18 protein-coding genes are annotated in these 20,489 nt (G+C 67.2%); 8 read left to right on the forward strand and 10 right to left on the reverse strand.

Going from position 1 to position 20,489, the window contains the following annotated elements; translation table 11 throughout:
- Nucleotides 1-94: 94 nt before the first annotated feature.
- The 5 genes from DK26_RS11840 to DK26_RS11860 all read right to left on the reverse strand — a co-directional run bounded on the left by DK26_RS11840 (nt 95) and on the right by DK26_RS11860 (nt 5,544).
- A complete protein-coding gene (locus DK26_RS11840; protein WP_066472152.1) occupies nt 95-1,078 on the reverse strand; it encodes an oligopeptide/dipeptide ABC transporter ATP-binding protein in 984 nt (327 codons plus the stop codon).
- Nucleotides 1,075-2,049, reverse strand: coding sequence for an ABC transporter ATP-binding protein (locus tag DK26_RS11845; protein ID WP_066472154.1), 975 nt, complete (start codon nt 2,047-2,049; stop codon nt 1,075-1,077). Before DK26_RS11845 ends, DK26_RS11840 begins: the two co-directional genes overlap by 4 nt.
- Nucleotides 2,049-2,945 (reverse strand): ABC transporter permease, encoded by an 897-nt coding sequence (locus DK26_RS11850; RefSeq protein ID WP_066472156.1) that lies wholly within the window; start codon nt 2,943-2,945, stop codon nt 2,049-2,051. The genes DK26_RS11845 and DK26_RS11850 overlap by 1 nt, the downstream gene beginning before the upstream one ends.
- Nucleotides 2,946-2,947: 2 nt before the next feature.
- A complete protein-coding gene (locus DK26_RS11855; protein WP_066472157.1) occupies nt 2,948-3,865 on the reverse strand; it encodes an ABC transporter permease in 918 nt (305 codons plus the stop codon).
- A 164-nt stretch (nt 3,866-4,029) separates the two neighbouring features.
- Nucleotides 4,030-5,544, reverse strand: coding sequence for an ABC transporter substrate-binding protein (locus DK26_RS11860; RefSeq protein WP_248309936.1), 1,515 nt, complete (start codon nt 5,542-5,544; stop codon nt 4,030-4,032).
- Nucleotides 5,545-5,721: 177 nt separating this feature from the next.
- Here DK26_RS11860 and DK26_RS11865 point away from each other — a divergent pair, with 177 nt between their 5' ends.
- Nucleotides 5,722-6,672 (forward strand): LysR family transcriptional regulator, encoded by a 951-nt coding sequence (locus DK26_RS11865; RefSeq protein ID WP_066472164.1) that lies wholly within the window; start codon nt 5,722-5,724, stop codon nt 6,670-6,672.
- Nucleotides 6,669-8,114: an SNF2-related protein gene (locus DK26_RS11870; protein ID WP_066472167.1), complete on the forward strand. Its 1,446-nt coding sequence runs from the start codon at nt 6,669-6,671 to the stop codon at nt 8,112-8,114. The genes DK26_RS11865 and DK26_RS11870 overlap by 4 nt, the downstream gene beginning before the upstream one ends.
- 119 nt (nt 8,115-8,233) lie before the next feature.
- Here DK26_RS11870 and DK26_RS11875 read toward each other — a convergent pair whose 3' ends face one another.
- The gene (locus DK26_RS11875; RefSeq protein WP_066472170.1) at nt 8,234-8,413 is read right to left on the reverse strand and encodes a hypothetical protein; all 180 of its coding nucleotides are present in this window, start codon (nt 8,411-8,413) and stop codon (nt 8,234-8,236) included.
- 151 nt (nt 8,414-8,564) lie between these two features.
- Between DK26_RS11875 and DK26_RS11880 the strand changes: the two genes are divergently transcribed.
- From DK26_RS11880 to DK26_RS11890, 3 genes are all read left to right on the forward strand, one after another.
- Nucleotides 8,565-9,812, forward strand: a complete 1,248-nt coding sequence (locus DK26_RS11880; RefSeq protein WP_066472172.1) for a putative DNA modification/repair radical SAM protein — start codon at nt 8,565-8,567, stop codon at nt 9,810-9,812.
- Complete coding sequence (locus tag DK26_RS11885) at nt 9,812-11,260, forward strand: UdgX family uracil-DNA binding protein (RefSeq protein ID WP_066472174.1); 1,449 nt, start codon at nt 9,812-9,814, stop codon at nt 11,258-11,260. The genes DK26_RS11880 and DK26_RS11885 overlap by 1 nt, the downstream gene beginning before the upstream one ends.
- A gap of 65 nt (nt 11,261-11,325) precedes the next feature.
- The gene (locus DK26_RS11890; RefSeq protein WP_184231644.1) at nt 11,326-12,087 is read left to right on the forward strand and encodes an SDR family oxidoreductase; all 762 of its coding nucleotides are present in this window, start codon (nt 11,326-11,328) and stop codon (nt 12,085-12,087) included.
- A 234-nt stretch (nt 12,088-12,321) separates the two neighbouring features.
- On the opposite strand, the gene puuE is transcribed toward DK26_RS11890, so the two are convergent.
- Together puuE and uraH are read right to left on the reverse strand one after the other, a co-directional pair.
- Nucleotides 12,322-13,746 (reverse strand): allantoinase PuuE, encoded by a 1,425-nt coding sequence (gene puuE / locus DK26_RS11895; RefSeq protein WP_066472178.1) that lies wholly within the window; start codon nt 13,744-13,746, stop codon nt 12,322-12,324.
- Nucleotides 13,747-13,818: 72 nt separating this feature from the next.
- Entirely contained in the window at nt 13,819-14,172 is a 354-nt protein-coding gene (gene uraH / locus DK26_RS11900; protein ID WP_066472185.1) for a hydroxyisourate hydrolase, read from the reverse strand.
- Between the two features lie 155 nt (nt 14,173-14,327).
- Here uraH and DK26_RS11905 point away from each other — a divergent pair, with 155 nt between their 5' ends.
- From DK26_RS11905 to DK26_RS11915, 3 genes are all read left to right on the forward strand, one after another.
- Nucleotides 14,328-15,578, forward strand: coding sequence for a urate hydroxylase PuuD (locus tag DK26_RS11905; protein ID WP_066472187.1), 1,251 nt, complete (start codon nt 14,328-14,330; stop codon nt 15,576-15,578).
- Nucleotides 15,579-15,774: 196 nt separating this feature from the next.
- Nucleotides 15,775-18,213, forward strand: coding sequence for a hypothetical protein (locus tag DK26_RS11910; protein ID WP_066472190.1), 2,439 nt, complete (start codon nt 15,775-15,777; stop codon nt 18,211-18,213).
- Between the two features lie 71 nt (nt 18,214-18,284).
- Nucleotides 18,285-18,770, forward strand: coding sequence for a cysteine hydrolase family protein (locus DK26_RS11915; RefSeq protein ID WP_066472193.1), 486 nt, complete (start codon nt 18,285-18,287; stop codon nt 18,768-18,770).
- A 34-nt stretch (nt 18,771-18,804) separates the two neighbouring features.
- Here DK26_RS11915 and DK26_RS11920 read toward each other — a convergent pair whose 3' ends face one another.
- Nucleotides 18,805-19,887 (reverse strand): NAD(P)/FAD-dependent oxidoreductase, encoded by a 1,083-nt coding sequence (locus tag DK26_RS11920; protein WP_066472197.1) that lies wholly within the window; start codon nt 19,885-19,887, stop codon nt 18,805-18,807.
- A 142-nt stretch (nt 19,888-20,029) separates the two neighbouring features.
- Nucleotides 20,030-20,464 (reverse strand): heme-binding protein, encoded by a 435-nt coding sequence (locus tag DK26_RS11925; RefSeq protein WP_066472200.1) that lies wholly within the window; start codon nt 20,462-20,464, stop codon nt 20,030-20,032.
- Nucleotides 20,465-20,489: the final 25 nt, after the last annotated feature.

The raw sequence follows: 20,489 nt of genomic DNA on the forward strand, positions 1-20,489 counted from the left end.
TCTCGAAGGATGTTCCAGAGCTCGCTGGAAACATCCTTCGAGACGCGATCTGCGATCGCTCCTCAGGATGAGGACCGAGGGGAAAGTGGACATGTCAGGCGGCAGTGCTCGCCGGTTCGTCATAGAGATGGCAGGCGACGAGGCCGGCCGTGTCGGCCCGCAGCTTCGGCTCGACGCTGGCGCAGCGCTCGGTCCGCGCCGGGCAGCGCGGGTGGAACGGGCAGCCGGTCGGCGGGTTGAGCGGGTCGGGGAAGGCGAGGCCGAGCCCAGTCTCCGGGATGCCCTTGCCGGGTTCCGGCGTGAGGACCGAAGCGAGCAGCGCCTTGGTGTAGGGGTGGCGCGGCGCCTTGAACAGCGTCGCGGTATCGGCGAGCTCGACGACGCGGCCGAGATACATCACCGCCACCCGCGTCGCGATATGCTCGACGACGACGAGGTTGTGGCTGATGAAGACATAGGTCAGCCCGAGCTCGCGGCGCAGATCGTTGAGCAGGTTGAGGATCTGCGACTGCACGGAGACGTCGAGCGCCGAGGTCGGCTCGTCGCAGACCACCATCTCCGGATTGAGGATCAGGGCGCGGGCGATGGCGACGCGCTGGCGCTGCCCGCCGGAGAGTTCGCGCGGATAGCGGTCGGCGAAGCGACGGGGCAGGCCGACCTTCTCCAGGATGGCGATGGCGCGCTCGCGGCGCTCTTTGGCCGTGCCGATGCCCTGGACGGCGAGCGGCAGCGCCACGATCGAGGCGATGGTCCGGCGCGGGTTCAGCGAGGAATAGGGGTCCTGGAACACCGGCTGGACGCGCTTGGCCATACCGAGGCGGCCGAGCTTGCCGACATTCTCCCCGGCGAGCGCGATCTCACCGGTCGAGGGCGGCAGCAGGCCGAGCAGCATGCGCGCCAAGGTGGACTTGCCGCAGCCGGATTCGCCGACGATGCCGAGCACCTCGCCCTTGGCGATGGCGAGCGAGACGCCGTTGACGGCGTGGAGCTTGCGCTTACCCTTGAACAGGCCCTGGCTGACCGAGAAGGAACGGGTGAGGTCACGGGCCTCGAGCAGGATCGGATTGGTCGCGCTCATGCCGCGTCCTCCAGGATGCAGCGCCAGCTATGGCCGTCAGGCCGCTGCCGCAGCGGGGGCGCCTCGGCGCAGGCGGGCCTGGCGTGCTTGCAGCGGTCGCGGAAGCTGCAGCCCCTGATCTCGCCGACGAGGGAAGGGACGACGCCGGGAATGACGCCGAGCTTGCCGCCGGGCTCGGTGCGGCCGGGGACCGGGATGCAGTCGATCAGCCCCTGCGTGTAGGGGTGGCGCGGATTGCGAAAGATCGCCTCGGTCGGACCCTCCTCGACGATCTGGCCGGCATACATCACGCCGACCCAGTCGGCGATGCGGGCGACGATGCCGAGATCATGGGTGATCAGCACCATGGCGATGCCGAGCTCCTTCTGGAGATCGGCGAGCAGGCGCAGGATCTGGGCCTGGATGGTGACGTCGAGCGCGGTGGTCGGCTCGTCGGCGATCAAGAGGTCGGGCGAGCACATCAGCGCCATGGCGATCATGACGCGCTGGCGCAGGCCGCCCGAGAGCTGGTGCGGATACTGGCCGAGCCGCTGGGCGGCATTCGCGATGCCGACCTTGCCGAGCAGCTGGATCGCCCGCTCGCGGGCTTCCGCCTCGCTCGCCTTGCGGTGCAGCTTGTAGGCCTCGGTCATCTGGTCGCCGATGGTGTAGGCCGGGTTCAGCGCCGTCATCGGTTCCTGGAAGATCATCGCCATCCGGTCGCCGCGCAGGGCGTTGATCCGCTTCGGCGTCGCCTTCGCAAGGTCCTCGCCGGCAAAGGAGAGGCGCTTGGCGCTCTTCTTCGCAGCCTTGGGCAGGAGATCCATGATCGCGAGCGAGGTCATCGACTTGCCGCAGCCGGACTCGCCGACGAGGCAGAGCGTCTTGCCCTTCTCGACCTTGAAGGAGAGGTCGCGCACCGCATGGAGCGGGCCGCGCGGCGTCGCGATGTCGACGGTGAGACCGTCGATCTGGAGGATGGCGTCGCTCATCAGGCGCGTCCTTCCGGCGAGATCACGTCGCGCAGGCCGTCGCCGGCGAGATTGATGGCGAAGATCAGCAGACCGAGGGCGCTGCCGGGCAGGGCGATCAGCCAGAACGAGAAGAACATGTAGGCCTTGGCCTCCGAGATCATCAGCCCCCAGGAGGGCAGCGGCGGCTGCACGCCGAGCCCGAGGAAGGACAGCGACGCCTCGAGCAGGATGGCGCTGGCCGCCTCGAGCGTCGCGACGACGATGAGTTGCGGGGCGATGTTGGGCAGAACCTCACCAAGGATGATGCGGCTGGTCGAAGCGCCGGCGGCCTGGGCGGCGGCGACATAGTCGAGCGAGCGGACCTGCTGGGTCGCGCTGCGCATCACCACCGCGAAACGGTCCCATTTCAGCAGGCCGAGCACGAGGATGACGATCCAGAGCGAGGAGCCGACGATGGCGACCACCGCGAGCGCGACCAGGATCACCGGCATCGAGAGCCGGGTGGTGACGAGGAACGTCATCACCATGTCGATGCGGCCGCCGAAATAGCCGGCGAGCAGGCCCATCGTCGTGCCGATCACGCCCGAGATGATGACCACGCTGATGCCGATCAGCAGCGAGATGCGGGTGCCGTAGAGCAGGCGCGAGAGATAGTCGCGCCCGAGCGGATCGGTGCCGAGCGGGTGCACCCAGTTGCCCTTCTCGTACCAGAAGGGCGGCACGTTGCGGGCCGTCAGGTTCTGCAGATAGGGATCGTGCGGCGCGAGCACGGGCGCGAGCAGCGCGATCGCTATGAAGAGCAGCAACAGGCCGAAGCCGAAGACGAAGGCCTTCTGGGCGAGGAAGCGGCGCAGCAGCTTGCGACCTTCGGAGAGCTCGGGCGCCTCGGCGACGGAGAGGGATGTTTCGCTCATCTTCAGGCCACCCGGATGCGCGGATCGAGCCAGGCATTGGCGATGTCGGCGGTGAGCGTCAGCAGCACGTAGACGACGGAAAGCAGCAGGACGACGACCTGCATGACCGGGAAATCCTTGTAGGTGATGCTCTGGTAAGCGAGGTAGCCGAGGCCATCGAGCGCGAAGATCGTCTCGATCACCACGGAGCCGCCGAGCAGGAAGCCGAGCTGCACCGCAGCCAGCGCCACGACGGGAACGACGGCGTTGCGCAGCGCATGCTTGAAGATGATCTTGCCGGAGGGCAGGCCCTTGGCCCGGGCGGTGCGGATATAGTCGGCCGAGAGCACCTCGATCATGCCGGCGCGGATCAGGCGCATGAAGGCCGGCGCGGCGTAGTAGCCGAGCGCCACCGTCGGCATGATGTAGTGCAGCCAGGTCGCGGAGCCGGAAACCGGCAGCCAGCGCAAGGTGATCGAGAACAGCATCACCAGGATCAGCGCGAAGAAGAAGTTCGGCATGGCCTGGCCGAAGACGGCGATCGCCAGAGCGACCCGGTCGATCCAGCTATTGGCGTAGATCGCGGCGAGCACGCCGAGCGGGATCGAGATCAGCAGCGCGAAGGCGAGCGAGGTCAGGCCGAGGATCAGCGTCACCGGCATCTTGGCCAGAACCAGCTCGGAAACGTCGGTCTTGAAGTAGATCGAGGTGCCGAAATCGCCGCGCAGCGTCTTCCAGAGCCAGTCGAGATACTGGACGAGAAGGGGGCGATCGAGCCCATAGGTCTTGCGGATGACGTCGATGTCCGCCTGCTGCGCGCCTTCGCCGGCGATCGCGACGGCGACGTCGCCGGAGAGCCGCAGCAGGAAGAAGGCGATGGCCGAGACCGCGAGCGCGACCAGCAGCGCCAGGCCAAGGCGTTTGAGGATAAACCCGAGCATAAGATGCTTTCGCAGGATGCTGAAATAGGCCCGGGCGGCTGCATGGCAGCCGCTCGGTAGCAGGTAGGCAAAGGCAGGCCGTCACGCCGCGCCAGGGTGCGGCGAAGGAACCGAGGGGGATCGCTTCGCCGCGCGGGCGAGGACGGCAAGGAAGGCGGCTGGACCTACTTCCAGCCCATCTCCCAGAAGCGGACGAGCTCGTCCGGATAGGCCTTGAAGTTCAGGTCCTTGTTGGCGACGTAGTAGACCGGCAGCGAGTAGAGCGGCGTCGCATAGGCCTTGTCGGCGATGATCTTGAGCGCGCCCTTGTAGGCTTCCTTGCGGACCGCCGGATCGACCGAGTTGTTGCCCTTGTTCAGGAGGTCGCGGACCTCCGGATCGCGGGTGACGTCCTCGCTGCGGAAGGCAAAGTAGTTCGGCGTCGCGGCCGAGACGTCGTTCACCGAGAACGAGCCCCAGGTCTGGTGCGTCAGCATCGCCTTGTTGGTGGCGATCTGCTCGCGCATCGCGGCGTATTGCAGGAAGCGCAGATTGGTCTTGATGCCGACGGCCTGGAGATAGCCGATCAGCGCCTCGGTCTGGTTGCGCTCGCGATAGGCGACGATGTCGAGCGTCAGGTCCTTGACGCCGGCTTCGGCCAGCAGGGCCTTGGCTTTGGCGGGATCGTAGTTGTAGCGCGTCGCGCCCTCGTCGGTGCAGCCGAACTGCGAGGGGAAGCAGATCGTGTTGATGACGCGCGAGCCGTCGCCGACGATGTTCTTGACCATCGCCTCGCGGTCGATGGCGTGGATGATCGCCTTGCGGACGCGTTCATCCTTGAGGGCCGGCGCCGGGGTGCCGTCCTGCACGTTCATCTGCATGAAGACGATGCGCATCGTCTCGCCGGAGACGACCTGCAGGGTCGGCACGGTCTTGAGCTGATCGGCCTGGTCCTTGGGGACGTGCATGATCAGGTCGCCGCCGCCCGAGAGCATCTCGGCCATCTGGGTCTGGCGATCCGGGATGAAGCGGATGTCGATCTTGCCGATCTTCGGCTGCGGCTTCGGCGAATCCTTGAAATAGTCCTTGTTGAGCTCGAGCGTGATCGACTTACCCGGGACATAGTTCGAGACCTTGTAGGGGCCCGAGCCGACCGGCTTCTCGTTCTGGCCCTTGGGGCCGACCTTCTCGTAGTACTCGTTCGGATGGATCACCACCGGGCCGGCGAGATACTCGATCGCGGCCGGGAAGACCTCCTTGGTCGTCAGGCGGACCTTGTACTTGTCGAGCTTCTCGGCCTTCTCGATCCAGTTGACGTTGCCCTGAGTGACGACCTTGTTCTCGGGCTTGGAGATGAAGTTCAGCGTGTAGACGACGTCGTCGGCGTCGAATTCCTCGCCATTGTGGAACTTCACGCCTTCGCGCAGCTCGAACTCGATGGTCTTGTCGTCGACCTGCTTCCAGCTCTTGGCGAGCTGGCCCTTGTACTCGTTGGTGTTCGGGTCGCGGTAGACCAGCGTATCCCAGACATTCGCGCCGATGATCACGCCGATACGGACATTGTTGAAGAACGGGTCGACGTTCTCGGGCGCCTGGTCATAGGCGAAGCGGACCGTGTTGGCGGCCTTCTGGGCGGCGGCCGGCATGCTGGTCAGGGCCGCCATTGCGGTACCCGCCAGCGCGACGGCCAGCGTCTTCATCGAGATTCGCATTCTTATCCCCTCACGGCTTCATCGAGCGTGCTGACAAAGCTCCGCCACGGCTGGACTGCCGCAGTTTTGCTTTATTCGAAATCTGCCCAAGGATTGAGCTTGCCGCCATAAGAATGAATCGAAGGGATCGTTGCCGAACCGGCAAAGCTTCTCTAAAGCCGCGCGATGCAGACAGCGGCCCTCCGATATTTCCTGGCGGTGGCGCGGACCGGCTCGGTCAGCGCCGCGGCGCAGCGCCTGCGGGTGGCGGCCTCGGCGGTCAGCCGCCAGATCGCCAATCTCGAAAAGGAGCTCGACGCCGACCTGTTCGAGCGGCGCTCGCACGGCATGATCGTGACCCAGGCCGGCCAGACGCTCGCGGCCTATGCCCAGCGCCTCGAATTGGAGGCGGAGCAGGTCGTCAACGAAATCCGCGAACTGCACGGCGCCGGCCGCGGGCTGATCCGCATGGGCGTCACCGAGGGCTTTGCCGTCTCCTTCATCCCTGAGACGATCTATGCCTTTCGCCAGCGACATCCCGATGTCGCCTTCGACATGAAGGTGATGTCGCCGCAGGTCGTGACCGAGCAGGTCCGTACCGGTGCGATCGATCTCGGGCTGACCTTCGTGCTGCAGCAGGAGCGCGGCGTCACCATCAACTGGCAATGCGCGACGCGGACCTACGCGTTCGTCGCGCCGCATCATCCGCTGGCGCAGCAGGAAACCGTGCGAATCGAGGACATCTTCGCCCATCCGGTCGCGGTGCTCGACAGCGAGGCGACCGTGCGCAAGATCGTCGACATCTATTTCTCGGCGCGCGGGCTGACCGTCGATCCCGTGCTGACCTCGACCAATGTCGCGAGCCTGCGCCATTTCTGCAAACTCGGCGGCGCCGTGATGTTCGCCAGCTCGATCTCCTTTGGGGCCTCGATCCGCGATGGCTCGGTGGTGGCGCTGCCGCTGAAGGACGGCGAATTGCCGCCGCGCAGCCTGCAGATCCAGACCATGTCGGGCCGTGCGCTGCCCAAGGTGGTGACGAACTTCATCGGCACGCTGATCGAGGAATTGCGGCAGGCAGACGTGCTCGCGGCGATGGCGACCGAGCCGCCCGCGACGGTCGAGGGCTACCAGGCATGACCGCTGCGGGGCAGGGCGCCGCGCCCGAGATCATGGTGCCGCATCCGCACCAGCTCGTGGCGCGTGACGCGATCTTCGCGGCGCGAGCCGCCGGCAAGCCGGGCTTCCTGCTCGGCGACCTCACCGGCCTCGGCAAGACGCTCTCGGCCTGGCTCGCGATTGCGGCGATGCCGGAGCAGGAGGTGCTGGTGATCTGCCCGAAGGGCGCGATCCCGCAATGGCGGCGCACCATCGCCCGTTCCGGCCTGCCGGCGAAGAAGCTCACCTTGATGAATTTCGAGCGGACGAAGTCGCTGCTCGCACCGCCGCCGGCCTCGAACAAGCGCTCGACCCGGGCGAAGAACAATGAGCTCGCCAAGCATGGCACGCCGAAGCGGATCTGGCCGCTGGTGGTGATCGACGAGGCGCACCGCATTCGCAATCCGAATTCGCAGCAGGGGCTGGTCTGCCGGCAGATGGCGGCGGCCGCGCAGTTCACGATCTACATGAGCGCGACCGCCGGACAGGCGCCGCACGAGCTGTCCTATCTCGCGCGGCTCCTGAGCGGGGCGGCCGGAATGGCGGACGCCGATCTCGACGGCTTCAGGCAGCTGATGAAGCGACTGAAGATCGGCAGGGCCAAGGGGCGCTGGAAGAACTGGAGCTGGGAGCCGAACGAGGCCGACCGCAAGGTGATGGCCGAGCTGCTCTATCGCGGCCGCAACGCCATCGGCCTGCGACGCCGGCCCGAGGAGATCGCCGGCTGGCCCGAGGTGCAGCGCGAACTCGCTCCCGTCGCTCTCGATGCGAGCGAACGCAAGCTCTACGACGCGACCTGGCGCGAATTCCGGCGCGAGCTCGGCCTTGCCGGTGGCTCGACCCGCAAGCCCGCCGGCTGGGCCGCGGATCTGCGCTTTCGCCAGAAGGCGAGCCTGCTCAGGACCGCTGGCACGGCGGATTTCTGCCAGGACCTGCTGGAAAACGATGAGCAGGTCGCGATCTCCGTCGCCTTCCTCGAAACCGGCGCGATGCTGGCCGAGAAGCTGTCCGGCAGGGGGTGGCGCGTCGGTTCGATCACCGGCGAGCATTCCGGCGAAGCCAATGAGGCGACGCGGATCGCCTTCCAGACCGGCAAGCTCGATGCCGTGATCTTCACCGTGACCGAGTCGATCTCGCTGCATAAGGGCGAGATGCCGGGCGGCGAGCGCGAGCGCGCGCTCGTCGTGCATGATCTGCGGCATAGCGCGATCCAGCTGCAGCAGATCGAAGGCCGCTGCCACCGCGACGGCCAGCACGCGACGATCTTCTATGCCTATGCCGAGGACACGGTGGAAGAGAAGGTCGCCGCGACCGTGCTTGCCCGCATGGCGGCGATGGAGGGCCTCGCCGGCGACGAGACGGCATTGATCGAGGCGATCGCCGGCGAGATCGAGCAGGCGGCATTGGCGCGGGAGGCGGCTTAGCCGCCGCCGATTCCGTCATGGTCGGGCTTGTCCTGCCCATCCACGTCTTGGGCTTCGCCTAACAACCTCGGTGTCCAGGACGTGGATGCTCGCCACAAGGGCGAGCATGATGGCGTCGCTCAATTCATCTGCGTGCGCGGCGTGTCCGGCGCCCGCTCACTGACCCGCTTGGCTTCGTCGACCACGCGCTCGGTCGCGCCGACGGCCTTGTACCAGAGGTCGCGGGTATAGGCGCCCTGATGGACCACGGCGTCATAGCCGACCGCGACGACCGCGATCACCAGCAGAATGCGAAACATGGGTTCCCCCGTCCAAATTTATCCTCGCAAGGGAACGCGGTGGCCCAAGCCCGGTTCCGATCCGTCGTGCCGTGTCCGGTGCGACGATCATGCAGGCTGGAACCTCTGGCGGGTGGCGGGCGTTTGGTTCAATATAGAACATATAGTGAACATGGAGGCGCGCTTGGCGCAGCTCACCACGCTTCAGAAGCTCGAAATTCTCAGCGACGCCGCGAAATACGATGCCTCCTGTGCGTCCTCGGCCACGGCCGAGCGCAATTCGCTCGGCGGCAAGGGCGTCGGCTCGACCACGGGCTCGGGCATCTGCCATTCCTATGCGCCCGACGGGCGCTGCATCTCGCTGCTGAAGATCCTGCTGACCAATTTCTGCTCTTACGACTGCGTCTTCTGCATCAACCGCAGTTCGAGCAATGTCCGGCGCGCGCGCTTTTCGGTCGAGGAGGTCGTGGCGCTGACCCTGAACTTCTACAAGCGCAATTATATCGAGGGTCTGTTTCTCTCCTCCGGCATGATTCGCTCGCCGGACTACACCATGAGCGAGCTGGTGCGCGTCGCCGAGAGCCTGCGGCTGGAGCACGATTTCCGCGGCTATATCCATCTCAAGCTGATCCCGAGCGCGAGCCAGGAGCTGATCGACCGCGCCGCGCTCTTCGCCGACCGGGTCTCGATCAATGTCGAATTGCCGAGCGAGACCTCGCTCAAGCGCTTCGCACCGGAAAAGCAGCCGCTCGACATCCGCAGCGCCATGGGCGGCCTCAAGCTCAGGATCGACGAGGCGGCGGCCGAGCGCGAGCGCTCCAAGCGGGCGCCGGCCTTCTCGCCGGCGGGGCAGAGCACGCAGATGATCGTCGGCGCCGACGATGCCAGCGATGCCACCATCCTGCAGCGCAGCGCCCAGCTCTATGGCGCCTATGGCCTGCGCCGGGTCTATTATTCCGCCTTCAGCCCGATCCCCGACTCGTCGAAGCACTTGCCGCTGTCGGAGCCACCGTTGTTGCGCGAGCACCGGCTCTACCAGGCGGACTGGCTGACGCGCTTCTACGGCTTCGAGGTCGACGAGATCATGGATGCGGCGCCGGGCGGCATGCTCGATCTTTCCGTCGATCCCAAGCTCGCCTGGGCCCTGCGTCATCGCGGCCGCTTCCCGGTCGACGTCAATCGTGCCGAGCGCGAATTGCTGCTGCGCATTCCCGGGCTCGGCACACGCAGCGTCGACCGTATCCTCGCCATGCGCCGCTTCCGGCGGTTACGGCTGGAGGATGTCGGGCGGCTGGTGCGTTCCCTGCGCGTGCTCCGGCAGTTCATCGTCACCGCCGACTGGCGACCGGGCGCGGCGCTCGACGGCGAGAGGTTGAAGGCGCAACTGGCGCCGAAGCCGCAGCAACTGGCACTGCTCTGATGTTCGTCGCGCGTCTCTCCCATCCCACCGATTTCGAGGGCTGGCGCGGTTTTGCCCGACGCTTCGCGCAAGCGCTGGTCGCTCCGTCGGCGATCGACTGGCGCGTCGGCGATCACGATATCGGCCTGTTCGGCGAGGACGTGGTCGAGAGCGGCGAGGGCAGGGGCTTGAGCGTGCCGCGCGCCTTCATCGCGCTGGCGCAGGAGGTGATCTGCCACAGCGATCCCGCGCGCTTCGATCTGCTCTACCGCCTGCTCTGGCGCCTGCAGGAGGAGCGCGAGCTGCTCCAGATCACTTCCGACCACGATGTCCACCGCGCCGAAGCGCTGGCCCGCTCGGTCCGGCGCGACATGCACAAGATGACCGCTTTCGTGCGCTTCCGCGAAGCCGATGACGGGGAGGGCGGCGAGGCCTTCGTCGCTTGGTTCGAGCCGGAGCACCACATCCTGGAGAAGGTCGCGCCCTTCTTCGTCGAGCGCTTCGCCACGATGCGCTGGACGATCCTGACGCCACGCGGGACGCTGCTCTGGGACGGGCGCGAGCTCAAGCTCGGCGAGGCGGCGACGCGGGCGCAGGCCCCGGCCAGCGACGCGATGGAGGAGTGGTGGCGGACCTATTACGCCAGCATCTTCAATCCGGCCCGGCTGAAGCCGAAGGCGATGAGGGCGGAGATGCCGGTGAAGTACTGGCGGAACTTGCCGGAGGCCGAACTGATTTCTCCCCTGATCGCCGACGCTGCCCGGCGAACGCAGGCGATGATCATGAGCGCTCCGACTTCACCGCAGAAGCGGCGGCCCGCCACCGCCCCCAAGCCGGCCGCTTCCGACCTTTCCGCGATCGAGAGCTTGGAAGACGCGGCTGCCGCCGCGCGCTCCTGCCGGCGCTGCGATCTCTGGTGCGATGCGACCCAAACGGTGTTCGGCGAAGGCCCACGCAACGCGCCGGTGATCTTCGTCGGCGAACAGCCCGGCGACCAAGAGGACCTTGCCGGCAAGCCTTTCGTCGGCCCCGCAGGCAAGGTCTTCGACCGCGCCATGGCCGATGCCGGGCTCGACCGCACCCAAGCCTATGTCACCAATGCGGTGAAGCATTTCAAATTCCAGCTACGCGGCAAGCGGCGCATCCACGAGAAGCCGAATGCCGGCGAGGTGAAGGCCTGCCGCTTCTGGCTCGATCTCGAGCTCGGCTTCGTCAGGCCGCAGCTGGTGGTGGCGCTGGGCGCGACCGCGCTCAAGGCGCTGACCGGCGAGACGGGCTCGCTCGCTGAGGCGCGGGGGCGCAAGCTGGCCTTGCCTGACGGGACGCCGCTGCTGGCCACCGTCCATCCCTCCTATCTGCTGCGGCTGCCGGACGAGGCGGTGAGGGCGCGCGAGACCGCCCGTTTCGTTGCCGATCTCGCGAGCATCCTCGAAAGGGTGCCTACGCTCGGCCAGCCGCGAGCTGCCTGAACCGGGCTTGACCGGCATGGCGCGGCATTGTCCCCTCCGGCGGCTTGTTGCGACGAGGGTTGGCGATGTTCGAGGATCTCAAGGGAAAGCGCGTGCTGGTGACCGGCGCCTCTTCCGGGCTCGGGGCGCATTTCGCCCGGCTGCTGGCGGAACGCGGCGCCCATGTCGCCGCCGCGGCGCGGCGCACCGACCGGCTCGCGGCACTGGCGCAGGCTGCGGCCGGCCTGCCTGGGAAGATCGTGCCGGTCTCGCTCGATGTCGGCTCGGTCGCGGCGATCGAGAGCGGCATTGCGGCGGCTGCCAGCCTGCTTGGCGGGCTCGACGTTCTCGTCAACAATGCCGGCGTCGGCGAGACCGAGCAGGCGCTTTCGGTGAGCGAGGCGCAATGGGACGCCCAGCTCGACGTCAACCTGAAGGGCTGCTTCTTCGCGGCGCAGGCGGCGGCGAAAATCATGGTGGATCAGGCCAGCAGCGGCGCCATCGTCAACATCGCCTCGATCCTCGGCGAGCGTGTCGCCGGCCGGGTCGCGCCCTATGCGATCTCCAAGGCCGGGCTGATCCAGATGACCAAGGCGCTGGCGCTGGAATGGGCGCGCCACGCGATCAGGGTCAACGCGCTGGCGCCCGGCTACATCGTCACCGACATCAACCGCGAGTTCTTTGCCAGCGAGGCCGGCGAGGCGCTGAAGAAGCGCATTCCGATGCGCCGGGCCGGCGAGCTGGAGGATCTGGACGGGCCGTTCCTGCTGCTCTGCTCCGAGGCCGGTCGCTACATGACCGGCGCGGTCGTCGCCGCCGATGGCGGGCATCTGGTCAGCGGGCTGTAGCGGTTTCGCCTCGCCGTCATTCCGGCTGCAGCGAAGCGGAGTGCCGGAAGCCAGGTCACGACGCTGCTCCAGCTCGTCATGCTCGCCCTTGTGGCGAGCATCCACGTCTTGAACACTGGTCTCGACCAGCGAAGGCGTGGATGGTCGGGACAAGCCCGACCATGACGGAAAGGGCGGTGTTCATGGGTTCCGGGCTCAGACCTGTGACCTGCCCCGGAAGGAGCGCAGCGCGTTCTAGCTGGCCGGCAGCAGGTCCTTCAGCCTGATCAGGGCGATCTTCTCGACCTGCGCGAGAGCCGTCTCGAATTCCTGCTCCGGCGTGCTCTTCAGGCGCGCCTCGAAGGAGGCGAGGATGTCCGCCTTCGTCAGCCCCTTCACCGCGAGGATGAAGGGGATGCCGAATCTGGCCTTGTAAGCCTCGTTCAGCGCGGTGAAGCGGGCGCGCTCGTCCGAGGTCAGCCGGTCGAGCCCGGCCGAGCCCTGCTCACCGGCCGATTCCGGCGTCAGTTCGCCGGCTGCGGCGATCTTGCCGGCGAGGTCGGGATGGGCGAGGAGCAGCGCCTTCTGTCGCTCGCGCGGGGCGGCGCGCATCACCGCGACCATCGCCCGGTGCAGCGCCTCGGCGCCGTCATGGTGCGGTCCGGGGCCGGCAGCATGGGTCGCCTCTGCGATCCAGGGCGAATGCTCCCAGATGCGGCCGAAGACCTCGATGAACAGCGCCTTCGGCACGGTCGAGGGGCGATAGCCGCCGGCGGGCGGATGCGTCCTCACCCAATGGCGGGCGATGTCGAGCCTCGTCGCGACCCAGACCCTGTCATGGCTCTGGACATAGTCGAGGAAGCGGGCGAGCGCCGCGGCGCGGCCGGGCCGGCCGACGAGGCGGCAATGCAGGCCGACCGACATCATCTTGGGGGCGGTCTCGCCCTCGGCGTAGAGTGTGTCGAACGAGTCCTTGAGGTAGGCGAAAAACTGGTCGCCGCTGTTGAAGCCCTGCGGCGTGGCGAAGCGCATGTCGTTGGCGTCTAGGGTGTAGGGCACGGCGAGCTGCGGGCCATGCGGGCCTTTCAGCCAGTAGGGTAGCTCGTCGGCATAGACGTCGGCGGTGTAGAGGAAGCCGCCCTCCGCCATGGTCAGGGGAATGGTGTTGACGGAGGTCCGCCCCTGATAGAAGCCGAGCGGGCGCGACCCGGCGAGGTCGGTCTGGATGCGGATCGCTTCCTCGATATGGGCGCGCTCGGTCTCCGCCGGGGCGTCGCGATAGTCGATCCATTTCAGCCCGTGGGTGGCGATCTCCCAGCCCGCCTCCTGCATCGAGGAAACAATCTCGGGGTAGCGCTGGAGCGCCGAGGCGACGGCGAATACGGTGACCGGCAGCTTGCGCTCAGTGAACATGCGCCAGAGCCGCCAATAGCCGGCGCGCGAACCGTATTCGTAGATCGACTCCATGTTCATGTGGCGCTGGCCGGGCCAGGGCGCGGCGCCGACGATCTCGGAGAGGAAGGCCTCCGAAGCGGCGTCGCCATGGAGCGTGCAGTTCTCGCCGCCTTCCTCGTAGTTGATCACGAACTGGACGGCGATGCGCGCCTCGCCCGGCCAGTGCGGATGGGGCGCGTCGCGACCATAGCCGACGAGGTCGCGCGGGTAGGATGAGGGGCTCATAGCTTGATTCAAGTCCATGGGGCGGTGATTCAGGAGCGGCGCGTAAGGCGTTGAAAACCGGCTGGTTTCACCTCAGCTGCCGCGATAGGTCGAGTAGCTCCAGGGTGAGGCGAGGAGCGGCACGTGGTAGTGCCCTTCGGGCTCGGCGATGGAAAAGCGGATCGGTACATGGTCTAGGAAGGCCGGCTCGGGCAAGGCGGTGCCGAGGCCTCGGAAATAGTCGCCGATGCGGAAGGTTAGCTCGTAGCTACCGGTGGTCAGCGTGCCGGTCAGCAAGGGGGCATCGGTGCGGCCATCGGCATTGGTCTGCGTTTCCGTGACGCGGTTGCGCGAGCCGTCCGGGGAGATCCAGTCGAGCGTGAGGCGCACTCCCGCAGCCGGCCTGCCATTCACCGTGTCGAGCACATGCGTCGACAACCGCCCCATGCCTGATCCTTTCGCCGATGGTGCCGCGCGGGCGCGGCGGGAATGACGCTTGCGTTCCGGAAAAGGCCGAACCTAGTCTGGAAGCCGCATGCAAGTTCCATCCCCGAATCTGCCCTGTCAATTCGCGCGCCGAGGCGCCTTCGCGGAGACACCGCATGCTTGAGGCCTATCTCATGGAATGGGGCGGCATGCTGCTGCGCTGGCTGCATGTGATCGCGGCCATCGCCTGGATCGGCTCGTCCTTCTTCTTCATCCATCTCGACGCCTCGCTCAGAGCGGCGCCCGATGCGCCGGTCAACGCGGCCGGCCAGCCGACGCAGTTCCTGGCCTGGCAGGTGCATGGCGGCGGCTTCTACGCGATGCGGAAATATCTGGTCGCGCCGGAGGTGCTGCCGAAGGAGCTGACCTGGCACAAATGGCAGGCCTACTGGACCTGGATCTCCGGCTTCTTCCTCCTGGTCTGGGTCTACTACGCGCAGTCGGAGCTCTATCTGATCGACCCGGCGGTGATGGCGCTCTCGCCCTTCGCGGCGGGGGCGATCGGCATCGCGGCGCTCGCCGGCGGCTGGCTGTTCTACGACCTGCTGTGCAGGTCGCCGCTGGGAAGGAACGACGTCGTGCTCGGCCTGCTCGGCTTCGGCTATGTCATCGCAGCGAGCTGGGCCTTCTCCAGCGTGTTCTCTGGCAGGGGCGCGCTGATTCATACGGGCGCACTGATGGCGACGATCATGTCGGCCAACGTCTTCTTCGTGATCATGCCGAACCAGCGCAAGACCATCGCTGCGATGGTCGCCGGCGAGGTGCCCGATCCGAAGTACGGCAAGCAGGCCAAGCAGCGCTCGCTGCACAACAACTACATCACCCTGCCGGTGCTCTTCCTGATGCTGGCGAACCATTATCCGGTGACCTACGCCAATTCGGCGGCGATCCCGGTCCTGGTCGCCCTCGTCATCGTCGCCGGTGCGCTGATCCGGCACTTTTACAATGTCCGCCATGCCGACCACGCAAAATCGCCCTGGTGGACCTGGGCGGTGGCTGCGCTGGCGCTCTGGCTCGCCTTCTGGGTGGCGATGGCGTCGTCGCCCGGCGGGCGCGAGCGGCTCGGCCTGAAGCCGTTGCCGGAGGCCAAACCGATCATGCTGGCCGGTCTGGTGCCGCCGCCGGCCGAGGTCGCCAACATCGTCACAGGGCGCTGCGCCATGTGCCATGCGCCGGAGCCGTCCTGGCCCGGCATCCTGATCGCTCCCAAGGGCGTCTACCTGCACGAGCCGGAGCTGATCGCGCGCCAACGCCATGCGATCGGCGTGCAGGCGGTGATGACCCATGCCATGCCGCCGAACAATCTCTCGGGCATGACGGTGGAGGAGCGGCGCCAGCTCGCCGCCTGGGTGGCGCAGAAGCGCTGACTCTGAGCGGGGCCGCGAACGCGCTTCCGCAGTCCCGGTAGCGGCGCGTTGACGCTGCCTTACGAATCTGAACGGCGCACCGGTTTCATTCAGTTTCGGTTCACGTCGCTGGCCGCATTTTGGCTGCCTGATCAAATCGGCGTGAACAACCCCCGGCAAACGGGAGGTGGGCACGCCCTGGGACCGGGGGGTCCGCTTGGACCACGCATCGACGAAGGGCGTCAGCTACAGGCTGGCGGCCGTGCTGTTCCTTTGCGCCTGGGCGCTGTTGTGCTGGCCCTGGCTGTCGGGGGCCGTGACGATTCCGTTCGACGCCAAGGCCCATTTCCAGGCGCAGATCCAGTTCCTCGCCCAGGCGCTGCATTCCGGCCAATCGCCGTTCTGGACCCATAACGTCTTCGGCGGCTCGCCGCAGATCGCCGATCCGCAATCGCTGATCTTCTCGCCGGCGATCCTGCTGGCGCTGATCAACCCGTCGCCGAGCTTCCGCGCGGTCGATGCCTATGTGCTGGCGCATCTCCTGGTCGGCGGACTCGCTCTGCTGATGTTCTTCCGCGATCGCGGCTGGCATCCGGCAGCTGGCGTCCTCGCGGCGCTGGTCTTCGCTTTCGGCGCTTCGGCAGCCTGGCGCGTGCAGCATGTCGGGCAGATCTCGAGCCTCGCCTTCTTCGCGCTCGCTTTCTGGCTGACGGCGCGCATGCTGCAGCGTTCCTCGCTGCTCTACGGTTTCCTGGCCGGGCTGGCCTCCGGGATGATGGTACTCGATCCCGACCAGGTCGCGCTGCTCGGCGCCTATGTTCTCGTCGGCATGGTGGTTTCCTACTGGATCGCCGAGGGCAAGGCCGGTTTCCGCGCCAGTCTCGGGCCGATCGCCGCGGCTTCCGTGGCAGGCGTCGCGACCATCGCCGTGCCGCTGCTCTGGACCTGGCTGTTCGCCGAGGCGACGACGCGTCCGGCCGTTGATTTCGTCGAGGCGGGCAGGGGCTCGCTGCACCCGGCCTCGCTGCTGACCGCCTTCATCGGCGATTTGTTCGGCGCCAGCGACCCGGCCGTCGATTTCTGGGGGCCGTACAGCCCGCAATGGGACGCCAAGGAGCTGTTCCTGTCGCAGAACATGGGGCAGGTCTATGCGGGGGCGCTGCCCTTCCTGCTGCTGATCGCGCCCGGAATCAGCCGCGGCTGGCTCTGGGACAAGGCGATCCGGCCCTTCACCATCCTGTTCGTGATGATGGTGCTGTTCTCGCTCGGGCGCTACACGCCGTTCTTCCATCTCGCCTATGAGTACCTGCCGGGCGTCAAGGCGTTCCGCCGGCCGGCCGATGCGACCTTCCTGATCGGGGCGCTCGGCGCCGTGCTCTCGGGCTATCTGCTGCATCGCCTGCTGACGGAGGAGAAGGCGACGGCTCCCTGGCGCGATCTCGGCATTGCCGGGGCGGTGCTGGCTCTGCTGATTGGCGGGGCACTGTTCGTCGCGCAGCGGGAAGGGCATCTCGGCGATGCCTGGTGGCCGAGCGCCATTGCGGGCCTCTGGTTCGCGCTCGCCGCGGTGATCGTCCTTGCACTGACGCGCTGGCGCGCGGCGATCGGCCCGCTGGCGGCGTGCCTGATCGTCACGGCTGCGGTCGGCGCCGATCTTGCCTTCAACAACGGTCCAAACGAGTCGACGGCGCTGGCGCCCGAGCTCTACGATGTGCTGCGGCCGGACACGAAGAACGAGACTGTCGCCGTGCTCAAGCGGCTGACGGCGCAGCCCGCCGATTCACCGCGGCGCGACCGGGTCGAGCTGCTCGGCCTCGGCTTCGAATGGCCCAATGCCGGCATGATCCACGGCTTCGACCATACGCTGGGCTACAACCCGCTGCGGCTGGCCGATTTCTCCGACGCCGTCGGTACGCGCGATTCGATCGCCGGGCCCGACCAGCGCGTCTTCACCCCGCTGTTCCCGTCCTATCGCTGCCGGCTCGCCGACTTCCTCGGCCTGCGCTACATCGCCTCGCGCGTGCCGATTGGCCAGGTTGACCGCACCCTGCTGCCGGGCGACCTCAAGCTCGTCGCCTACACCAAGGACGGCTTCATCTACGAAAACCCGCGCGCATTGCCGCGCGTGCAGTTCGTCGGCGGCTGGCAGCTCGCCGATTTCGAGGGGATGAAGACCGCCGGCAAATGGCCGGAGGCCGATCCGCAGCGTGTCGTCCTGCTCGACAGCGAGCCCGGCGAGGGCGTGACGGAGGGGCCGAGCCGCGCCCAGGGCGAGGTCAAGCTGAAGCGCTACGGTAATACCGAGATCGAGATCGAGGTCGAGAGCTCGCAGGCCGGCTTCGTCGTGCTCAACGACATCTGGCACCCGTGGTGGCGCGCCGAGCTCGACGGCACCGAGGTCGAGATCCTCAAGGCCAATGTCCTGTTCCGGGCGGTCAAGGTTCCCGCCGGCAAGCACAAGGTCCGTTTCGTCTTCAGGCCGCTGGAAGGTGCGATCGCCGAGCTGCGCGACCGTGTAAGCGAGCCGGAGGAGGAGAGTGCGGTGGCCGAGCAGGTGCCGGAAACCGTGCCCGTCGCGCCGGCGAGCCTGCCGCAGCAGCCGCGCCGGCCGGTGCGTCCGTCGCCCGATCTCACCGCCTCGTCATCGGCGCACTAGGCGCGCCGCCGGACCGCTCGCAAGAACGGCCGGAAGCTCGCCTTCCTCCCGGCCGGCCGCTATGAAGCGCGATGCGACAGGCGCTCCTGATCATCGACGTTCAACCCGGTTTCGATCCGCCGCAATGGCTGGTCGAGGGGATCGGCAGACTGGTCGGGACCATGCCTTCGGTCGCCACGGTCGAGCGTCATGATGAAGCCGTCACGCCGTTCCGGCGCCAGCTCGGCTGGGCACCGGCTCCGGACGAGGACAGCCTGATTGCCGCGGACCTCGTCCATGTGAAGCACGGCTATGTCCCGGCTGCCGAGACGCTGAGCTATCTGAAGGGGCTCAAGCCGGAGCGTGTGCTGGTCTGCGGCATCCAGACCGATACCTGCGTGCTTGCCGCCGGCTTCGCGCTGTTCGATGCCGGGCTGACGCCGACGCTGATCAGCGATCTGACCGTCGGCTCCTCGCTGGATCGCTCGGGCGAACTCGGCGTGCGGCTATGGCGCCACCATTTCAGGCATGTGGTCACCAGCCGTGAGCTGGGGCTGCCCGATCCACGGACGGCGTGAAGCCGGCGGTGCCGGCTCCGCCGCCAAGCGGCCTTCAGGCGACGCCGAGCTTCTTCTGCAGCGAGCTCGACGAGGTCGTGTACTGGAAGGTCAGCCGCTTCTCCGGATAGACGTAGCGGTGGACCTTCTGGGCGGCGAGGGCAGCCTCGTGGAAGCCGGAGAGGATCAGCTTCAGCTTGCCCGGATAGCTGTTGATGTCGCCGACGGCGAAGATGCCGGGGACGTTGGTCTCGAACTTCTCGGTGTCGACCGGGATCAGATTCTCGTGGAGGTTCAGGCCCCAATCGGCGATCGGCCCGAGCTTCATGGTCAGGCCGAAGAAGGGCAGCAACGTTCCGCAGGAAACCTCGAAGCTGGCATTGGCGTTGTCGCGGCAGATCGCGGCCTCGAGCGTCGTGCCATCGCCACGCAGCCCGGTGATCTGGCCGATCTTCAGGTCCATGGCGCCGGAGGCGACGAGGGCGCGCATCTGCTCGACAGAGTGCGGCGCGGCGCGGAAATCGTCGCGGCGGTGCATCAGCGTGACGCGCTTGGCAATCGGCTGCAGGTTCAGCGTCCAGTCGAGGGCCGAATCGCCGCCACCGACGATCAGTATCTCGCGGTCGCGGAACATCTCCATCCTGCGCACGGCGTAGTAGACGCCGCTGCCGTCGCTGCGGTTCTCATAGGCCTCGATGCCGGGGATCGGCGGCTTCTTCGGCAGGAACGAGCCGCCGCCGGCGGCGATCAGCACAGTCTTGGCGTCGAAGACCGTGCCGGCGTCGGTGCGCAGGCGGAAGCGCGGGGCCTCGGGCGTGCCCAGGACCTCGACCGCCTCGATCATCTGGTTGAGATGGAAGGTCGGCCCGAACGGCCGAATCTGTTCCATCAGATTGTCGACCAGCTGCTGGCCGGTGACGAGCGGGAAGCCGGGAATGTCGTAGATCGGCTTCTCGGGATAGAGTTCCGCGCACTGCCCGCCGACCTTCGGCAGGATGTCGACGAGATGGGCCTTGATGTCGAGCAGGCCGAGCTCGAACACGGTGAACAGGCCGCAGGGGCCGGCGCCGATGATCAGCGCATCGGTCTCGATGATCTCGCTGGCGGGCAGGTTCTCGTTGGCGGTCGCGGCGGTCATGATGCAATCCCTGTAGAGGCTGGCGGAGGCGCGCCCTCGCCTCAGGCGCCCTCCGTTGCCGCAAAATCGGCGGCAAGGCAATGCGACACGCCGTAGCCCGGCCGTCGCACCGCTGCATGGCTCCCCGCCGAAGCGGCGCGATTCAGGCGCCGGTGTCGCCGACAAGGCCGGCGGCGGCGATGCCGGCCAGCGCCGCGGCCTCGTCATTGTCGGAGGTGTCGCCGGAAATGCCGATGACGCCGAGCAGGGCGCCCTCCGTATCGCGGATCAGCGCGCCGCCGGGGACCGGCACGAGCGAGCCGCCGATGGCGAGCGACGCGCCGTTAATGAAATGCGGGCGCTCCAGCGCCATCTTGTTGAGGGTGCGCGGCCCGACGCCGAGCGCGACCGCGCCATTGGCCTTGCCGAGCGCGATCTCGCCACGCTTCAGGCTGGTGCCGTCCTGCGCCAGGAAGAGCTTCTGGGCGCCGCGGGCATCAAGTACGGCGATGGCGAGCGGCTTGAAGCCCTGCTCGCGCGCATGCTTCAGCGCGCCGTCGACGATGGTGCGGGCCTGATCGAGAGTGAGCATGGTCATAGCGTATCCCCTGTGGACGGAGGGC

The organism is Allobosea sp. WAO, from assembly GCF_001509835.1.
In the GTDB taxonomy this organism is placed as follows: domain Bacteria; phylum Pseudomonadota; class Alphaproteobacteria; order Rhizobiales; family Beijerinckiaceae; genus Allobosea.

Bases quoted from the DNA above. Each gene is read 5' to 3' on its own strand.
- DK26_RS11840 (WP_066472152.1), bottom strand. From the start codon at position 1,078: ATGAGCGCGACCAATCCGATCCTGCTCGAGGCCCGTGACCTCACCCGT.
- DK26_RS11845 (WP_066472154.1), bottom strand. From the start codon at position 2,049: ATGAGCGACGCCATCCTCCAGATCGACGGTCTCACCGTCGACATCGCG.
- DK26_RS11850 (WP_066472156.1), bottom strand. From the start codon at position 2,945: ATGAGCGAAACATCCCTCTCCGTCGCCGAGGCGCCCGAGCTCTCCGAA.
- DK26_RS11855 (WP_066472157.1), bottom strand. From the start codon at position 3,865: ATGCTCGGGTTTATCCTCAAACGCCTTGGCCTGGCGCTGCTGGTCGCG.
- DK26_RS11860 (WP_248309936.1), bottom strand. From the start codon at position 5,544: ATGAAGACGCTGGCCGTCGCGCTGGCGGGTACCGCAATGGCGGCCCTG.
- DK26_RS11865 (WP_066472164.1), top strand. From the start codon at position 5,722: ATGCAGACAGCGGCCCTCCGATATTTCCTGGCGGTGGCGCGGACCGGC.
- DK26_RS11870 (WP_066472167.1), top strand. From the start codon at position 6,669: ATGACCGCTGCGGGGCAGGGCGCCGCGCCCGAGATCATGGTGCCGCAT.
- DK26_RS11875 (WP_066472170.1), bottom strand. From the start codon at position 8,413: ATGTTTCGCATTCTGCTGGTGATCGCGGTCGTCGCGGTCGGCTATGAC.
- DK26_RS11880 (WP_066472172.1), top strand. From the start codon at position 8,565: ATGGAGGCGCGCTTGGCGCAGCTCACCACGCTTCAGAAGCTCGAAATT.
- DK26_RS11885 (WP_066472174.1), top strand. From the start codon at position 9,812: ATGTTCGTCGCGCGTCTCTCCCATCCCACCGATTTCGAGGGCTGGCGC.
- DK26_RS11890 (WP_184231644.1), top strand. From the start codon at position 11,326: ATGTTCGAGGATCTCAAGGGAAAGCGCGTGCTGGTGACCGGCGCCTCT.
- puuE (WP_066472178.1), bottom strand. From the start codon at position 13,746: ATGAGCCCCTCATCCTACCCGCGCGACCTCGTCGGCTATGGTCGCGAC.
- uraH (WP_066472185.1), bottom strand. From the start codon at position 14,172: ATGGGGCGGTTGTCGACGCATGTGCTCGACACGGTGAATGGCAGGCCG.
- DK26_RS11905 (WP_066472187.1), top strand. From the start codon at position 14,328: ATGCTTGAGGCCTATCTCATGGAATGGGGCGGCATGCTGCTGCGCTGG.
- DK26_RS11915 (WP_066472193.1), top strand. From the start codon at position 18,285: ATGCGACAGGCGCTCCTGATCATCGACGTTCAACCCGGTTTCGATCCG.
- DK26_RS11920 (WP_066472197.1), bottom strand. From the start codon at position 19,887: ATGACCGCCGCGACCGCCAACGAGAACCTGCCCGCCAGCGAGATCATC.
- DK26_RS11925 (WP_066472200.1), bottom strand. From the start codon at position 20,464: ATGACCATGCTCACTCTCGATCAGGCCCGCACCATCGTCGACGGCGCG.